Source organism: Vibrio sinaloensis DSM 21326, from assembly GCF_000189275.1.
Lineage (GTDB): Bacteria > Pseudomonadota > Gammaproteobacteria > Enterobacterales > Vibrionaceae > Vibrio > Vibrio sinaloensis.
The window spans coordinates 39,026-54,614 of sequence record NZ_AEVT01000006.1 but is presented as its reverse complement, the minus strand read 5'-3'; the positions used below and the strand labels follow the sequence as shown (position 1 = coordinate 54,614).

Here is a 15,589-nt window from a genome sequence, read left to right as displayed (position 1 = left end):
GTATGAAAAACATCGGAAGATACTTCAAAAACAAATGTTTCAAAAGCGCCATTACCGCATTCCTTGGTTTGGCTGTCGCGCTGCCTTCAATGGCTCAAGAGACTCCTAATTTAGACAAGATCAATGAGCGCGGAACCCTACGAGTAGGCATGTCAACATTCGTGCCTTGGGCAATGCGTAATACTCAAGGGGAGCTGATTGGCTTTGAAATTGATGTGGCCAAACGTCTAGCTGCTGACTCCGGATGGAAAGTCGAGTTTGTCCCCACAGCTTGGGATGGCATTATCCCTGCTCTGTTAGCACAAAAGTTTGATGTCATTATCGGTGGCATGAGTGTCACACCAGAACGTTCAAAGAGCGTTCTTTTCTCAACACCTTACTCCCACTCTGGCGTTCAAGTCGCCGCCAATAAAGAGTTGGCAGCGGGGTTCTCTGAGTTTAGCGATTTCGATTCGAGACGAGTAAAAATCGCTGCTCGCCGTGGTGCCTTTACGGTGCAAGTCGCTCGAGAGACTTTCCCGAAAGCCAAAATTCTCCAGTTTGATGACGACGCGCAAGCATTTCAAGAAGTACTCAATGGCAATGCGCACGCAGTCATCGCTTCGAGCCCAAAACCCGAACACGAAGCCGTTAAAAACGCAGATAAGCTATTTATTCCATTCTCTGAGCGCTTATCTAAAGGCAATGAGGCATTTGCGGTTCGTTTAGGCGAAGATGACAAAAAAGCCTTTTTCAATAAATGGATCCAAGCTCGTACAGACGATGGTTGGTTAGAAGAACGCTACGAATATTGGTTCTCTACCTTAGATTGGCAAAACCAAGTCGCCACTGGCCAGTAACTCATTAACATTTAAATAAGCGCACGGTAGTAAAGTGAATAAGACAGAAACAGCAGTATTCGTTAGCAAGCCTTCTAGCTCGCTCAGTCTCAATAAGTTAGATGCGATCCTACTTATTGTCATCGCGCTAGTCGCGACTTGGCTTTACTACCGTTCTTCTATCGGCGTGAATTACCAATGGCGCTGGCAGGAAGCTTTCTCTCTGCTAGTCACCCCCAGAGCCGACGGCTCACTGCCCTATTTTTTCCAAGGCCTCATTGCAACACTGAGACTAAGCGTTTGGGGAATGCTTCTCGCGTTCACGCTTGGAACCGCAATGGGGATTGCTCGAGTGTCTCGTTTTAGCTTCGTTCGAGCACCGATCAATGCATTCGTCCAATTGGTGCGAAATATTCCACCATTGGTCTTCGTGTTCATATTCTACTTTTTCATTTCTAACCAGCTTATCCCTTTACTTGGTCTCAGTGATCTCCTAAGAAACCATTCAGGCGAGCTCAATGCGGCTCAATCGTTTTTATTCGGCCCAGCTGCCTTATGGGAAAATTTACTCTCAGGTGTGCTTTGTATTGGTATTTTATCTTCAGCCTATGTCGCAGAGATCGTTCGCTCTGGCTTGAACAACATTGAGAAAGGGCAATGGGAAGCGGCAGACTCACTCGGCCTTTCGCTATGGGTAAAATATCGCTATGTTATTGCACCGCAAGTTCTGGCGACGATTACACCTGCTCTTGCTGGCCAAGCGATATCTTTGGTGAAAGATACGTCCATCGTATCGCTCATCTCTATTCAAGAAATGACCTTCGTTGGTACTGAAATTGCGAACTCTTCTGGGTTGATCTTTGAAATTTGGCTTATCGTTGGGCTCACTTACCTAGCGGTGTGTCTTGCACTATCGCTGTTTTTTAGAAAGCTAGAGCTGCGCACTTTGCGCCATCAACGCAAATAACTTGGATAACGTATCGTTGCGTAGAGAAGGTAAGTTAGACTTCCTATGGTAACGCCACTCAAATTGATGGCTAAATCGACCAAAGAGAACTCACGTAGCGGAAAATAAGCTTGAGAAAACTCGTCGATACTCACGGCAACCAACAGTAACCAAACCCATGGGGAGATTGGCACTTTCGCGTATTGATAAAAGGTCTTAGGTGTAGCCCAAGCGGCAACAAAGCCTAAAGTAGTCGACACGATCATATGAAGCACTCTGTCACCGCCAACAAGATGCTCGACATCAATCACAGCATGGCCGTAAAAATCGAACGATTTAGCCAAAGAGGCCATCCCACCAATACCAATCACAACGGCAAGCAAAAACAGTCGCTTACTAAAAAAATCTGACCTAGATAACATTGACATCGAATACTCTCCTAATTGGGCAGAAAGGTTACCCGATGTCGTCTCCGGTTGGAAGTATCAAACCCAATAGTGGTCCACCAGCAAAAGTACAAACAGCAGCATCAGGTGGTAAATAGAAAACTTAAAGGTGTCGATGGCCGTTTTTTGCTCGGGGTTGTATTTCAGCTTCCACGCATAACCAATAAACCCTAGGCTAAGTACCACAGAACCTACCCAGTATAGGGCACCACTCATACCAACTAGAGCTGGCATTAAACAGACTAAAGCCAGTAAAACCGTGTAGAGCAAGATGGAAGTTTTGGTGTATTCCTCGCCATGAGTAACCGGCAGCATGGGGATGTCGGCCTTGGCGTAATCTTCTTTGCGATGCACCGCTAATGCCCAAAAATGAGGTGGCGTCCAGATGAAAATGATCATCACCAGCAACCAAGCATGAGCATGCAACTCACCAGTTACAGCAGTCCAACCTAGCAATGGCGGCATCGCACCCGCGATCCCTGCAATAACAATATTCTGTGGCGTCGCACGCTTTAAGTACATTGTGTAAACCACGGCATAACCAATCAGACTAGCAAATGTTAACCAAGCGGTGAGGGCATTGACCCAAACCAACAAGAGAGCAAACCCGAGTACGCCAATGCTTGTGGCAAAAGCAAACACCTTAACAGGATTAATATCACCTGAAGGCAATGGCCGCTTGTATGTACGAGCCATTATCGCGTCGATCCGGCGATCAATCAGGTGGTTATAAGCAGCTGCCGAGCCTGCCATTAAGGCAATGCCAACCAGTCCAATCACACTTTGCTGCACAGGCAAGGCTCCCGGTACCGCTAAACACATACCGACCAATGCGGTCAGTAACATTAGCGCCACCACTTTCGGCTTAGTCAGTGTGAGATAGACTTGCCAAGTTGGACGCTCGGCGGATGACGAATAGCTGATTGTTTTACTCATCTGATGGTCTCCTTACCGACAAAATTAGGATGCTTATTTGGGCTAGCCACCCTTTTGAGCAATAGATAGTTCACGTGCAACACAGATATGAGCAGCAGGGCCGCACCAAGGTTATGGCCGACCGCTATTACAAGTGGAAGGCTGAACAGCACGTTACTCACGCCAAGAAGCAATTGAACAATGAGAAAAAGTCCTATCCAAGACGCCGCTTTAGCGAGAAATTTATTGTTTTCAGCAAGGAGGCGATAGATGAGCCATAAGCAGAGTAAGGTCACCAACAGGGCTCCAAATCGATGCGTGACATGAATAGTCATTCTGGCTCCATAATCTAAGGTGCCAAACTCATAACTTTCACGTTCAGGTTGTATCAAGTCGAAGGCGGTGCGAAAGTCGAGATAACTCACCCAGTCGCCTTGGCAAATAGGCAAGCTAGTACACATTAAGGCGGCATAGTTCGATGATGTCCAACCACCCAAAGCGATCTGAAAACCGAGCACTATCAACGTCACCACAGCCAAGCATTTCACCCCCCAAGAGCTACTGATCTGCGCAGGCAGGTTGAGCTTGGCCTCTTTTAATCGCCAATACAAAATAGACAGCAGACAGAACAAGGTAAAACCACCAAGTAAGTGCCCCATCACGACAATCGGCATCAGCTTCATGGTTACCGTCCACATGCCAAGTAATGCTTGAAAGACAACAACCAAAGACAGAGAGACGGGTAATAAATAGCCAAGCTGTTTTTCACGAATACAGCGAAAGGTGATGAGAAAGACAATAAGACCTAAGGTGCCAGCAAAGTAGCGATGAATCATCTCAAGCCACGCCTTATTGGCCTCAACCGTTAAAGAAGGATACAGCGCTTTTGCCAAAGCGATTTCATGCTGTTCACTGGGTACGGTTAAGTGACCATAACACCCCGGCCAATCAGGACACCCCAGACCAGCATCAGCCAGTCTTGTGTAGGCGCCTAGCATAATAACGACAAAGGTTAACACCAAGCTAAGCCGCACTAGATTCGTTATTCCCATCGATACTCCTCCCAGCTTCTCCATGTTTAGCCTCCTAGTCGCGTTTTAGCCCACTCGCGACAGCTTGAGTAGTTTGCGTAAGTCCGCCAATACATCTTTACTTTGCCCGACTAACAGCTCTGCGGAAGCTACTTTAGGGTAGCGCATCACCAACTGGCCGAGAGGGTCGACAATGACGTACTCAAAGTCATGCACAACATTGTGAAACTGTTCATCGACGCTGAGTACCGGGAACCCTGCTCGCTCCATCACCGGAGAGTTTACATTTGTGGTTATTAACACAGGCGAGACGCGGTTTTGATATTTCCCCAATGCCAAATGGCTTTGTCCCAACAAATGGATCTGCTGTTGGCAGAACTCGTTGCACTCTTTTGGTACTACGTAAGCCAACTGCCACTGCTCCCCTTGATGAGGATTTGTGAGGCCAAGAGACTCAAAAGTTACTGCTGGTTCAATCAATACCCCACGATTGGTTACTCCTGATTGATACCAGTCGTTGACCAAAACCGTTTTGGCAACGATTGCAGGCAAGGCAAAGGCCAGCACCAGAGCGACAAAGATGATTCGACCTCTTAATACGGGATTAGTCATTTGCTTCTCCTTGTCTCAATGACCGGTAAAACACCCAACAACTGAGTGCCAATAAAGCAGCCGCCATTGCAAACCACTGAACAGCGTAGCCATAGTGCTTCGCAGAAGCCATTGGCAGAGGTTGCCAAGGCTGCGGGTAAGGCCACTCATCAAGTTGAGGCTGTAGGATGTATGGGGCGATGTCCTGTTCCCATAGCTGTTCTAGTTGCTCAATATTGACGTTCTGTACACGTATCGCGGAGAGGCCAAACTCTGGCATCAAATCATTACTTAAAGGATTTAATGAGCGTTGATAAAGACGCCCGGTTATCTCCATCGACTCATCGAGCCAAGATACTTGCGGCAACTCGGTGCGCGAACCTTTATGAGCGATAAAGCCTCTCTCAAGCAACAGACTCTGCTGCTGCTCACTTGTCACTAGTTGAAACGCCAGATACCCGACCTGACCTAAATACGTCTGGTTATCCAAAAGCAGGTATTTCCCCGCCTGGGGGGCAAGGTTTGCCTCGACATAAACCCCAGTCAAATACGCTTCACCAAGGCTAGATACCGCATCAAGTGAAATTGGAGACGCGTTTTCGCGCGCGCTAAGCGCCTGCTCCAATTGTACTTTCTCTTCTGCTCTTGATAACTGCCACAAACCCAAGTTGATCAATAGTGAAAAGCCAACCACAGTTAATACGAGCGCCAACCAAAAACTAGGGCGCTGCAACAGATAACCAAAGGACAACCTCATGGTATTCATCTTCAAGTTATTGCTGGTCGTATTATTGCTATTCATCATCGTTAACCTAGGTCGAGCTATGATCGAAATGGTCAAAGACCCTAAAGATGACCAAGAAGGCAACGAACAAGATAAACCCATGAGTTTCTATTTGGGTCGCCGTGTTTTTCTTTCTGCATTGGCTGTCATCCTTATGGTTGCGGCATTACTTAGCGGGTTTATCGACCCAAACACTCGCCCTTATTGATCGCTTCTCTATTAGGCTTTACTCAAAGTACATAAACGAAAACGAACAAACAGAGCCAAACGACATCGACAAAATGCCAGTACCAGCTACCCGCCTGAAAGCCGAAGTGTTCTTTTGGTGTAAAGTGATCTTTAGCAACGCGTGCCAGCAAGACGATTAAGAATATTGTCCCTAGTAAAACGTGCATGCCGTGAAAACCAGTGAGCAAGAAGAACGTATTGCCGTAAATACCCGACTGCAGTGTGAGTCCAAGATCTTGATATGCATGAGCATATTCCACACCTTGGTAGTATAAGAAAAAGCCAGCCAACACTATGGTTATCTCTAACCACACAATCAAAGCCATGCGCTTGTTCTGCTCTAAGCTGGTATGCGCCATATGAAGAGTGATGGAAGAGGTCAACAGTATCAGCGTATTGATAAGAGGAATACCTTGCCATCCCATGGCCTGCGTTTCTGTTCCACCGGGCGTCAAGGTCAAAGGCCACAAGGCTTCAAACGTTGGCCACAACACCTCATGAGTCATGGCATTGTTACTTGCACCACCGAGCCAAGGTATCGCGACAACACGAGCATAAAACAAGGCACCGAAAAACGCGCCAAAGAACATGATCTCTGAGAAGATAAACCAGCTCATCCCCTGCCTAAAGGAACGCGATAACTGGGCGGAATACTTACCGCTCATTGACTCAGTGATCACATTGCTAAACCAACCTGCAAACATATAAAGGAGGAATAAAAAGCCAGCCAATAAGATCAGTTTGCCGAACACACTGCCATCACCGCCGTCGGCCATGTTCTGCACAGTAAGGCCGGCGCCAACCGCAATTAGGAATAAAGAAACGGCGCCAACGATAGGCCAACTACTTTGAGCCGGGACATAATAAGGTTGATGTTTTGAGCTCATTGATTTGCTCCTTGCGTAACACGCTCCAAACGCTCAGATTTTGCCAAATTGGCCACCTCGATCTTCTCCTCAGACGATTGCGTGATGTCGTATAAGGTGTAAGAAAGGGTGAGTGTATGTATCGATTGAGGAATGTCTGGTTCGATATAAAAGATTAGCGGCATTTTGGCTTGCCCTTGCCCCACCAAGGGTTGCTGATTAAAGCAAAAGCACTCTATTTTATTGAAGTAGGTTGCGCCCTGTCCGGGAGAAATCGAGGGGACTGCTTGGCCAATAATTTCTTGATTTGACAAATTTTTCGCTAAATACGCGGTTTGAATGACTTCGCCAGGATGCACTTCCATGGTCGTTTTTTCCGGTTCAAACTGCCATGGAATACCTTGATTGCGATGGGCCATAAACTCAACGCGAATGAGACGTGATGTGTCAGGAACCATGCCTTGAGGCTGTAGCGCAGACTCGGTATTGGTTTTTCCATTGATTCCTAAAGCTTCACACATCACGTCATAAAGTGGGACCAGCGCAAAGCCAAAACCAAACATGGCCAGCGTTGCCGCAAGCAACTTCAGCGTGAGTTTTTGGTTTGAGCTAGCGGGTCCTTGCATGCCTCCCCCCCTAATCAACTTTGGGTGGCGTAGAAAAGGTATGGTGTGGTGCTGGGCTCGGTACTGTCCATTCAAGCCCTTCTGCTCGTTCCCAAACTTGAGATGTCGCTTTTTCACCACCGCGGATGCACTTAATCACCAACCAAAGGAAGATCAACTGCGATAATCCAAAGGCAAAACCACCAATCGAGACAATTTGATTGACGTCAGCAAACTGGATTGCATAGTCAGGAATACGCCGAGGCATACCCGCCAACCCAAGAAAATGCATTGGGAAGAACAGCACATTTACCGAAATCACTGAGCACCAGAAGTGCCACAAGCTGAGCTTATGGTCATACATATTGCCGGTCCACTTAGGCAGCCAATAGTATGCGGCAGCCATAATCGAGAACACCGCTCCAGAGACAAGCACATAGTGGAAATGTGCTACAACAAAGTAAGTGTCATGGTATTGGAAATCGGCAGGGACAATCGCCAACATTAAGCCAGAGAACCCGCCTATGGTAAATAAAATGATAAAGGCGATTGCAAACAGCATTGGAGTCTCAAACGTCATTGCCCCGCGCCACATGGTCGCAACCCAGTTAAACACTTTAACCCCAGTAGGAACCGCGATGAGCATGGTGCAATACATAAAGAAGAGTTCGGCGAATACGGGCATGCCGGTGGTAAACATGTGATGCGCCCAAACAAGAAACGACAGCAAGGCAATACTGCATGTCGCATACACCATCGAATGGTAACCAAACAGCTTTTTGCCACTGAATGCTGGAATAATGGCAGAAACGATGCCGAACGACGGTAATATCATGATGTACACTTCGGGATGGCCAAAGAACCAGAATATGTGTTGGAACATAACCGGATCGCCACCTCCAGCCGCATCAAAGAAAGATGTGCCGAAGTATTTATCAGTCAAGACCATGGTCACAGCCCCAGCCAACACGGGCATCACCGCGATCAACAAGAATGCTGTGATAAGCCAAGTCCAAACGAACATTGGCATTTTGAACCACGTCATACCTGGCGCGCGCATGTTAACGATGGTGACGATGACATTAATCGCCCCCATAATTGAGCTGATCCCCATGATATGCACCGAGAACACAAACAACGCGGTACTGTCAGGTCCGTATGTAGTTGAAAGCGGCGCGTAAAAGGTCCACCCGAAGTCAGGCCCGCCCCCTTCGGTAAACAGTGACCCAATCAGAATAAGGAACGCAAACGGTAGAATCCAAAAACTCAAGTTGTTCATTCTTGGTAGCGCCATATCGGGTGCGCCAATCATCATTGGGATCATCCAATTGGCAAGGCCGGTAAACGCGGGCATCACAGCACCAAACACCATGACTAAGCCGTGGACAGTGGTCATCTGGTTAAAAAACTGCGGCTCAACCAACTGTAGGCCAGGTTGAAACAGTTCGGCGCGAATCACCATCGCCATCGCCCCACCCGTCAGGAACATAATAAAACTGAACCACAAGTAAAGCGTCCCGATGTCTTTATGGTTGGTAGAATACAACCAGCGAGTGATTCCTTTCGGCGCATCATGATGCTCATGTTCATCAATCGCGATGGCACTGTTTGCTCGGCTGATCTCTGCGTCTGTAGCGGGTGCAGACTTCACATGCTCTGCTGAATCAGGTTTGGACGTTTTCATTGTCCCTCCTCCGATGTTCCAGATTGCGCTGACTTAAAGGCATTCACATCGGCAGCTTGAACGAGCTCACCAGTATCATTGCCTAGTCCGTTACGCTGGTAAGTGACGACAGCGGCGATTTCTTTGTCAGTTAATTGATTTGCAAACGCCTGCATAGCGGTACCCGGACGACCATTGACGATGGTATCTATGTGAACATTAATATCACCTGTCGCGATCTTACTTCCTGTAATGGCAGGGAAAGCACCTGGGATACCCGCACCATTTGCTTGGTGGCAAACAGCACATCGTTCAACATACACTTGAGTTCCGATTTCAATTAACTCTTGCTTCGAAAGTGTTGCCGTTAAAGAGGCGGCTGCTTCTTGTTGCGCTCTGGCTAACTCGGCTTTTTTGTCGAGCAGCCATTGATCGTATTTTTCTTCTTCCATCGCATGAACGACAACTGGCATAAAGCCGTGAGCCCGGCCACACAACTCCGCACACTGACCTCGGTAAACCCCTGGCTCATCGATCTTGGTCCACGCTTCGTTGATAAATCCGGGAATGGTGTCTTTCTTCACCGCAAAAGCGGGCACCCACCAAGAATGAATAACATCATCAGAGGTCATCAAAAAACGGACTTTTCGATTGATTGGCAGGACCAGCGGGTTATCCACTTCAAGAAGATAATTGGCGCCCTTTTCTTCGATACCATCTATCGCTTTTTGACTGGTCGCGAGCAAACTAAAAAACTCGACATCTTCTCCGAAATAGCTGTAATGCCATTTCCACTGCGAGCCAGTGATCTTGATAGTCAGGTCAGATTGAGACGTGTCTTCCATGGCAACGAGAGTCTTAGTCGCCGGAATCGCCATTAAAACCAGAATGATAATAGGGATGACAGTCCAAATAACTTCAACTTTGGTGCTCTCATGGAAATTAGCTGCAACAGCACCCTTGGACTTTCTGTGGTGGTACATGGAATAGAACATGGCTCCAAATACAACCACAGCAATAGCGCAGCAGATGTAAAAAATCAGCATGTGCAAATCGTAAACTTGACCACTGATGTTCGTCACACCCTTGGTCATGTTGTAGTTGCTTTCTTCCGCAGAGACACTTGCGGTGAGATAACAGGAGGTCGCTAGGCCAACAAACATCCCTTTGGTCGAACGCCACACTGTGTCCTGTATTGCTTTCAAAAGACCTCTCCTCTGCCTTTACCACCCCTCGATGGCCGCTTTGAGACCTCACTCGGATTGATTAACAAAAAAGTCCAAGCGAGTCTTTAGGCTTTGAAAATTCCGTGTAAACAGCAAAATTGATGTAATTTGTTATATTTATGTTAATAAAAACTAGTTGGCGTTTTTCGATTGTGCAAGAAAGTGCTAGTGCTATTTAAAAGGAATGAGCGTAGTTTAGCGATTGCGCTCTCGCAAATGATAATCGTTATCAGTCATAATCTCCCAAATGTCATACACTTGGGATAACGATTAAAAAAGGTAAGTAAACTATGATGGAACAAGTGACTCATTGGTTAGAAAAAGATCCAGATCCTCGCACACGCGAAGAGCTTCAACACCTAATTGATGAAAAACAATATGACGAGTTAGAAGACCGTTTTAGTCAACGTTTAGAATTTGGTACCGCAGGCCTGCGTGGCAAAGTGGGCTGTGGACCTAACCGAATGAATCGTCTTGTAATTCAAGAGACGGCAACTGGCCTTGGCCATTATCTTATTGAGCAAATCAGCGGCGCGGCTAGCCGTGGCGTCGTGGTCGGCTATGATGGTCGTCCAGATTCAAAACAGTTCGCTCATGACACCGCGTCAGTTCTGACATCTTTGGGGATCAAAGTTTACCTGACTCATGATGTTGCAGCGACGCCGATCGTTGCGTTTGGGGTTCGCCATTTCAACGCTGCGGCAGCCGTGGTCGTTACGGCAAGCCACAACCCACCAGAATACAATGGCTTTAAGGTCTACTGGGAGAACGGCGCACAAATCATTCCTCCTCATGATTCAGGAATTGCTGAGCAAATCGATATTGCTGCTGAAAAACCAATCCCTCTGATGAATCTTGACGACGCCGAGAAGCATGACTTGCTCATCTGGCTTAACGATGATTATTACCAGACTTACCGTCAGACAATGAACAACAACCCTCTTCTGGCTAACCACAATCAACCAGAACAGGTCGGTATCGCGTACACCGCAATGCATGGTGTTGGTGCGAATATGGCTGAAACCCTACTTGCCGATGCTGGCTTCACCCAAGTTTACAGTGTAAAAGAGCAACGTGAACCAGACGGTACCTTCCCAACCGTGAACTTCCCTAACCCTGAAGAAGCAGGCGCTATGGATATGGTTGTTGCACTGGCAAAAGAAAATAATGCCGACATCGCCTGTGCCAATGACCCTGATGCAGACCGATTTGCCGTCGCCGCACGTCAGCCAAATGGCGAGTTCCAAATGTTATCTGGCGACCAAGTAGGCACGCTGTTTGGTCACTACTTGCTTAGCCGCACTGACGCGTCAGGCCAATTGGTCGGCAACACCATTGTCTCTTCAACGCTACTGAAGAAAATTGCCCAGTCATTTGGCGCTGAATATTATCAGACGCTGACTGGCTTCAAATGGCTAACCAACATTGCTATGCAAAAACAAAGCGACGCGAAGCAATTCTTGTTCGCTTACGAAGAGGCGCTTGGTTACACGGTAGGAAACAAAGTTTGGGATAAAGATGGCTTGTCAGCAATCGTAGCTTTCGCTCAACTTACCGCAGAGCTCAAAGCACAAGGCAAGACGGTTTGGGACCAACTTGAAGCCATCTATCGTCAACACGGTATGGTGGTGAATGTGCAACACAGTACCGCACTCGACCCTAAAGCTCCCCCTGTTGGAGATAAACTACGAGCGGCGCAACCTGTCCAAATCGCGGGAAGAAAGGTAGAAGTTCTCGAAGATTTAAAGGCGTTGACAAGAACGTTCGCTGATGGCCGCGTAGAGAACATTGATCTACCAGCAAGCGATGTGCTTATTTATCATCTGTCTGGTGGCGCGCGCGTGATTGTTCGTCCGTCAGGGACAGAGCCTAAGCTCAAGTGCTACTACGAAGTGGTGGAAGCGTTTGATGAGCAAGACTCCTTCGAACAAGCTTACGAAAAAGCCGAACTGGCGATGGATATGTTGATTGCAGAGCACCAGCACACAATCTAAAGTAACGCCACTATGACGAAAAAAGCCTCCATCTGGAGGCTTTTTTTAGTGATTAAATACAAACTGATGCGAATTACTTCGCCAGCTTTTCTTCAATCACTTTCTCAAGTTGCTCAAAAGGCACATAGCCAGGAATCACTTCGCTATCGATGATGAGTGCAGGTGTTCCCCTTAAACCAAAACCTTCAAACAATTGGTAGTTCTTTTCTAGGTGCTGATGTATCTGCTCGTTACTATTAAGCCAAGATTCCGTACCCGTTTTTTTGGCCACCATTGTTAATGACATCGGGTTATGTGAGCCGGGCTTTTTAACCAACAAATCGTGTACTTGAGCGTATTTTTCACGATCGTTCTGCCATACATTGAGCGCATAAGCTGCCGAGTTGAGATCGGTATTCCCTTCCTTGAGTGGTACATACAAGTTGACCACTTTAATCTGCGGAAACGCCTCTACTAACTTGGCTAACTCACCTTCCAACTTTTTACAAAAAGGACAGCTATAATCTGTCACATTGATCACAGTGAGCTCAGGCGTTTCTGAACCGATAAACGAATGACTCGGATCTTTAATGTAAGACTGGCTCGATTCAAGTAACTTGCCAAACTCTCGCTGCTGTTCAATATAAGCAGACAAGCTCTGATGCAGGGTATCCACCACTTCAGGGTTGGCTTCCAACATCACTTTAATCTCTTCAATTTTTTGCTGCTGAGTTTGTGCGTAGGTAGCAGGAGCAAAGACGACAGCACTAACCATCATCAACATAAATAACTTGTTAAACATACATTCAATTCCTATTGGTTTAGCCATACTCGGGCTAAAAGGCCGGGAGGCGTGGTTATCCCGGTTGTAATACTGGCAACTTGACCATCACGGATGATGGCAATGGTCGGTGTCACTTGAATAGACCATTGCTGAAAGAGCGCGCTCTTCGGATCATTGATGGTGTCAAATTGATAATCACTGTGTTGCATAAATGCGGTGACACGTTCATTGGGGCCGGATGCACCCGCCACCGTTACCACCGGATAGTACTGGCTCAACCAATCGACACTTGGGCTGACAAATTTGCACGCAGGACACCAAGTAGCCCAAAAATAGACTACAACGGGCTGCTGATGGCTAAGTTCTATCACATCGATTTGGTCACCCGATAGCGTTTGGCCGTATAGCTCTGGCGCAACTTGCTTAGGGATATCTTTGGTGCGATACCAATCAACCAGCAGCGCGATGGTGATGGCTATCAAAACATAGATAAGCAACTCTTTCACAAACCGGATTAAACGCTTTTTCATCACGCCTCCCCGTCAGCAATGTCGAGCGCTTTCAGCACCACTTCTTCCGTTAAAATAACGGGCAGTGGAATACCTTGCGGCACATGAGGGCCGTAAACAATGTTAAAAGGGACACCATAACGGCCGTGAGCTCGTAAGTAATCGGTAACGGCACCGTCAGGGTGGGTCCAATCACCTTGAACGTTAACCACATTGTCACTCTGCAGCGCACTGTAAACTGGGTCTTGGAGAATCACCCCAATCTTGTTTGCCTTACAAGTGACACACCAATCCGCCGTGACATTAACAAACACCACTTTTCCTTCACTGACCGATTTCTCTATCAGATTGTTTGAAAGCGGCTTCCACGCAAGATCTTGTGGTAACGGCGTTGCCCAGTGTTCAGTCGTCACACTCGCAACCAAGAAAGATCCCGCGGTCAGGACTAACGTCGCAGCGCCAGCAATCGCCATCGCCTTATCTCCGTATGCTCGCTTTGTCCCTTTTAATAGCCCGACCAGTACTAGGATCGCCACCAGTAATACCCAGAATAGTGGAATGTGATTACTCAGAAGAGACAGCAACCAGATACTGGTTACCAGCATCATCAAGCCAAACAGTATTTTGACTCTGTTCATCCAAGCACCCGGTTTGGGCAGTAAAGAAGCGAGTCCAGGAAAGGTGGCAACCAGCAACCAAGGCGTTGCCATACCGAACGCAAGCGCGGTAAAAATGGCGAACATTTCTAGGTTTCCCGTCGCCAATGCAAAAGCGACTGCAGTGCCCAAGAAAGGGGCTGAGCAAGGCGTTGCAAGTAAGGTCGCAAACATGCCTTGGGTGAAATGCCCTAGGTAAGAATTATCGCCTTTGCTCGCCAGCCATGTGTTGGTATTCACAGACAGTCGGATAGAGAACAATCCGAGCATATTGGCACCAAACAACACGGTAACCAACACCATAAAGCCGATAAACCAAGGTGTTTGAAATTGAATGCCCCAACCAATGGCATTGCCCGTGAGTTTTAACCCCAATAGCAGACCTGCAATCAACCAGAAAGACGCTAAAATACCTGCCGAAGAAGCAAGAAATTGCCAACGAATCTGACGTCGTTCAGTCCCCTGAGCGAGCAGAACCCCACTCAATTTCATGCCTAGAACAGGCAATACACACGGCATGATATTCAGGATCAGTCCACCCAATAGAGCAAAGCCAACCATAGTTAACAACGAGTTTGAAGAAGCTTCAACCAAACCGACTGATACAGGAACAGTCTGCTGCGCTAACAAGTTGTCATCTTTTATGGATACAAATAGCTGTTGTTGAACAAGGTCGATATCTCCCAGCCAACTGGACACTTCAAAGGTGGCATAGGCCGTTGTGCCTTCCACGCGCGTGTGCTGGTGTTTGTAACTGTACTCTTGGCTTTGCGCCGATTTACCATCAACGATAAACTCGGGTTTTGACCAACCTTGAACATTTTCTAGCGTTAGCTCTAGGAGCTTATTTTCTTGATCCCAGATAGCTTGAGTTAAAACGATTAATGGTGATTCTTTAGGTACTAGGCTGATCGCTTTGGCATGCTGGTAAACCGCGGACTCGCTAACTTCCAACTGCGACGGCGTAAAAGTAAACTGAATCGGATAATCAGTCAGAACGCAAATTGTCGTACAAGAAGACAGAGTCAAGGTGGCATCGATATTAACCGGTTGGCTCCAGTCCTCGACTTGAAGCGTTATCGGGATAAGCGTGTCACCTTTATAGCCCAAAGTGTGAATTCCTAGTAACTCAAATTGCTGCGGATAGGGCCAATGCCAATCCGCTTGAACGAGATTTTCTGATTGCTGCCAATCGATGCTCGGAGCTACGCCTCCTTCACCAGGACTTCGCCAATAGGTTTTCCAATCGCCGCTAAGATCAACTTCGAGAAACCCTTCGACAAGTTTACGTTGAGGATCGGTTTGACCCGTTAGAACAAAACGAGTTTTGACCGGCGGGTGCTGAGGGTTGGTTAACCAACCTGTATCTACCGCCGCATAAACTGGTGCGGCGAACAATAGGTAGATAAAAGCGACGATACTAAGTACCGCGCTCATGAAAGTGGTTCTGTGTCGTGTATTCATGTGTATTCCATGCTGCTCACACCTAAACTGGCTAGATGTGACGTAATAACAAGTGACTTTGTTTATAAGACGTTATGTCAACAA

General features: G+C 47.3%; 16 protein-coding genes. 4 read left to right on the top strand and 12 right to left on the bottom strand.

Annotated features, from left to right (window positions below; all coding sequences use genetic code 11):
- Window positions 1–2 precede the first annotated feature (2 nt).
- Both RH45_RS01250 and RH45_RS01245 read left to right on the top strand, forming a co-directional pair.
- On the top strand, window positions 3–839 hold the full coding sequence (locus RH45_RS01250) for a transporter substrate-binding domain-containing protein (RefSeq protein ID WP_008072827.1): 837 nt from the start codon (window positions 3–5) through the stop codon (window positions 837–839).
- A gap of 34 nt (window positions 840–873) precedes the next feature.
- On the top strand, window positions 874–1,785 hold the full coding sequence (locus RH45_RS01245) for an amino acid ABC transporter permease (RefSeq protein WP_008072826.1): 912 nt from the start codon (window positions 874–876) through the stop codon (window positions 1,783–1,785).
- Here RH45_RS01245 and RH45_RS01240 read toward each other — a convergent pair.
- Genes RH45_RS01240 through RH45_RS01220 form a run of 5 tightly spaced genes read right to left on the bottom strand, consistent with a single transcriptional unit; the run spans window position 1,773 to window position 5,504 of the window.
- Window positions 1,773–2,192 carry a VanZ family protein gene (locus RH45_RS01240; protein ID WP_008072825.1) on the bottom strand — a complete coding sequence of 140 codons (420 nt, stop codon included), beginning with the start codon at window positions 2,190–2,192 and terminating at the stop codon, window positions 1,773–1,775. The genes RH45_RS01245 and RH45_RS01240 overlap by 13 nt on opposite strands.
- A gap of 57 nt (window positions 2,193–2,249) precedes the next feature.
- A complete protein-coding gene (gene cyoE / locus RH45_RS01235; protein ID WP_008072824.1) occupies window positions 2,250–3,146 on the bottom strand; it encodes a heme o synthase in 897 nt (298 codons plus the stop codon).
- Window positions 3,143–4,177: a COX15/CtaA family protein gene (locus RH45_RS01230; RefSeq protein ID WP_039958107.1), complete on the bottom strand. Its 1,035-nt coding sequence runs from the start codon at window positions 4,175–4,177 to the stop codon at window positions 3,143–3,145. The genes cyoE and RH45_RS01230 overlap by 4 nt, the downstream gene beginning before the upstream one ends.
- Window positions 4,178–4,222: 45 nt before the next feature.
- Complete coding sequence (locus RH45_RS01225) at window positions 4,223–4,768, bottom strand: hypothetical protein (RefSeq protein WP_008072822.1); 546 nt, start codon at window positions 4,766–4,768, stop codon at window positions 4,223–4,225.
- A complete protein-coding gene (locus tag RH45_RS01220; protein ID WP_008072821.1) occupies window positions 4,761–5,504 on the bottom strand; it encodes an SURF1 family protein in 744 nt (247 codons plus the stop codon). The genes RH45_RS01225 and RH45_RS01220 overlap by 8 nt, the downstream gene beginning before the upstream one ends.
- Between RH45_RS01220 and RH45_RS01215 the strand changes: the two genes are divergently transcribed.
- Window positions 5,503–5,739 (top strand): DUF2909 domain-containing protein, encoded by a 237-nt coding sequence (locus tag RH45_RS01215; protein ID WP_008072819.1) that lies wholly within the window; start codon window positions 5,503–5,505, stop codon window positions 5,737–5,739. The genes RH45_RS01220 and RH45_RS01215 overlap by 2 nt on opposite strands.
- A gap of 22 nt (window positions 5,740–5,761) precedes the next feature.
- On the opposite strand, the gene RH45_RS01210 is transcribed toward RH45_RS01215, so the two are convergent.
- Genes RH45_RS01210 through coxB form a run of 4 tightly spaced genes read right to left on the bottom strand, consistent with a single transcriptional unit; the run spans window position 5,762 to window position 10,056 of the window.
- Entirely contained in the window at window positions 5,762–6,646 is an 885-nt protein-coding gene (locus RH45_RS01210) for a cytochrome c oxidase subunit 3 (protein WP_008072818.1), read from the bottom strand.
- Window positions 6,643–7,251 (bottom strand): cytochrome c oxidase assembly protein, encoded by a 609-nt coding sequence (locus RH45_RS01205; protein WP_008072817.1) that lies wholly within the window; start codon window positions 7,249–7,251, stop codon window positions 6,643–6,645. Before RH45_RS01205 ends, RH45_RS01210 begins: the two co-directional genes overlap by 4 nt.
- Window positions 7,252–7,261: 10 nt before the next feature.
- On the bottom strand, window positions 7,262–8,914 hold the full coding sequence (ctaD, locus tag RH45_RS01200) for a cytochrome c oxidase subunit I (RefSeq protein ID WP_008072816.1): 1,653 nt from the start codon (window positions 8,912–8,914) through the stop codon (window positions 7,262–7,264).
- Complete coding sequence (coxB, locus tag RH45_RS01195) at window positions 8,911–10,056, bottom strand: cytochrome c oxidase subunit II (protein WP_174263519.1); 1,146 nt, start codon at window positions 10,054–10,056, stop codon at window positions 8,911–8,913. The genes ctaD and coxB overlap by 4 nt, the downstream gene beginning before the upstream one ends.
- A gap of 353 nt (window positions 10,057–10,409) precedes the next feature.
- On the opposite strand from coxB, the gene RH45_RS01190 reads away from it, so the two are divergent.
- On the top strand, window positions 10,410–12,113 hold the full coding sequence (locus RH45_RS01190; RefSeq protein ID WP_008072814.1) for a phospho-sugar mutase: 1,704 nt from the start codon (window positions 10,410–10,412) through the stop codon (window positions 12,111–12,113).
- 73 nt (window positions 12,114–12,186) lie between these two features.
- Here the strand turns inward: RH45_RS01190 and RH45_RS01185 are convergent, their stop codons facing one another.
- From RH45_RS01185 to RH45_RS01175, 3 genes are read right to left on the bottom strand one after another with little or no spacing between them, the layout of a single operon-like run.
- Window positions 12,187–12,894: a DsbA family protein gene (locus RH45_RS01185; protein ID WP_008072813.1), complete on the bottom strand. Its 708-nt coding sequence runs from the start codon at window positions 12,892–12,894 to the stop codon at window positions 12,187–12,189.
- An 11-nt stretch (window positions 12,895–12,905) separates the two neighbouring features.
- The gene (locus RH45_RS01180; protein WP_008072812.1) at window positions 12,906–13,406 is read right to left on the bottom strand and encodes a protein disulfide oxidoreductase; all 501 of its coding nucleotides are present in this window, start codon (window positions 13,404–13,406) and stop codon (window positions 12,906–12,908) included.
- Window positions 13,406–15,505: a protein-disulfide reductase DsbD family protein gene (locus tag RH45_RS01175; protein WP_008072811.1), complete on the bottom strand. Its 2,100-nt coding sequence runs from the start codon at window positions 15,503–15,505 to the stop codon at window positions 13,406–13,408. The genes RH45_RS01180 and RH45_RS01175 overlap by 1 nt, the downstream gene beginning before the upstream one ends.
- Window positions 15,506–15,589 lie beyond the last annotated feature (84 nt).

What these genes read in the sequence shown, in the direction of transcription:
- RH45_RS01175 (WP_008072811.1), bottom strand. Translation starts at nt 15,505, where the DNA reads ATGAATACACGACACAGAACCACTTTCATGAGCGCGGTACTTAGTATC.
- RH45_RS01185 (WP_008072813.1), bottom strand. Translation starts at nt 12,894, where the DNA reads ATGTTTAACAAGTTATTTATGTTGATGATGGTTAGTGCTGTCGTCTTT.
- coxB (WP_174263519.1), bottom strand. Translation starts at nt 10,056, where the DNA reads ATGTTTGTTGGCCTAGCGACCTCCTGTTATCTCACCGCAAGTGTCTCT.
- RH45_RS01180 (WP_008072812.1), bottom strand. Translation starts at nt 13,406, where the DNA reads ATGAAAAAGCGTTTAATCCGGTTTGTGAAAGAGTTGCTTATCTATGTT.
- RH45_RS01230 (WP_039958107.1), bottom strand. Translation starts at nt 4,177, where the DNA reads ATGGGAATAACGAATCTAGTGCGGCTTAGCTTGGTGTTAACCTTTGTC.
- RH45_RS01205 (WP_008072817.1), bottom strand. Translation starts at nt 7,251, where the DNA reads ATGCAAGGACCCGCTAGCTCAAACCAAAAACTCACGCTGAAGTTGCTT.
- RH45_RS01190 (WP_008072814.1), top strand. Translation starts at nt 10,410, where the DNA reads ATGATGGAACAAGTGACTCATTGGTTAGAAAAAGATCCAGATCCTCGC.
- ctaD (WP_008072816.1), bottom strand. Translation starts at nt 8,914, where the DNA reads ATGAAAACGTCCAAACCTGATTCAGCAGAGCATGTGAAGTCTGCACCC.
- RH45_RS01240 (WP_008072825.1), bottom strand. Translation starts at nt 2,192, where the DNA reads ATGTCAATGTTATCTAGGTCAGATTTTTTTAGTAAGCGACTGTTTTTG.
- RH45_RS01210 (WP_008072818.1), bottom strand. Translation starts at nt 6,646, where the DNA reads ATGAGCTCAAAACATCAACCTTATTATGTCCCGGCTCAAAGTAGTTGG.
- cyoE (WP_008072824.1), bottom strand. Translation starts at nt 3,146, where the DNA reads ATGAGTAAAACAATCAGCTATTCGTCATCCGCCGAGCGTCCAACTTGG.
- RH45_RS01225 (WP_008072822.1), bottom strand. Translation starts at nt 4,768, where the DNA reads ATGACTAATCCCGTATTAAGAGGTCGAATCATCTTTGTCGCTCTGGTG.
- RH45_RS01220 (WP_008072821.1), bottom strand. Translation starts at nt 5,504, where the DNA reads ATGAGGTTGTCCTTTGGTTATCTGTTGCAGCGCCCTAGTTTTTGGTTG.
- RH45_RS01250 (WP_008072827.1), top strand. Translation starts at nt 3, where the DNA reads ATGAAAAACATCGGAAGATACTTCAAAAACAAATGTTTCAAAAGCGCC.
- RH45_RS01215 (WP_008072819.1), top strand. Translation starts at nt 5,503, where the DNA reads ATGGTATTCATCTTCAAGTTATTGCTGGTCGTATTATTGCTATTCATC.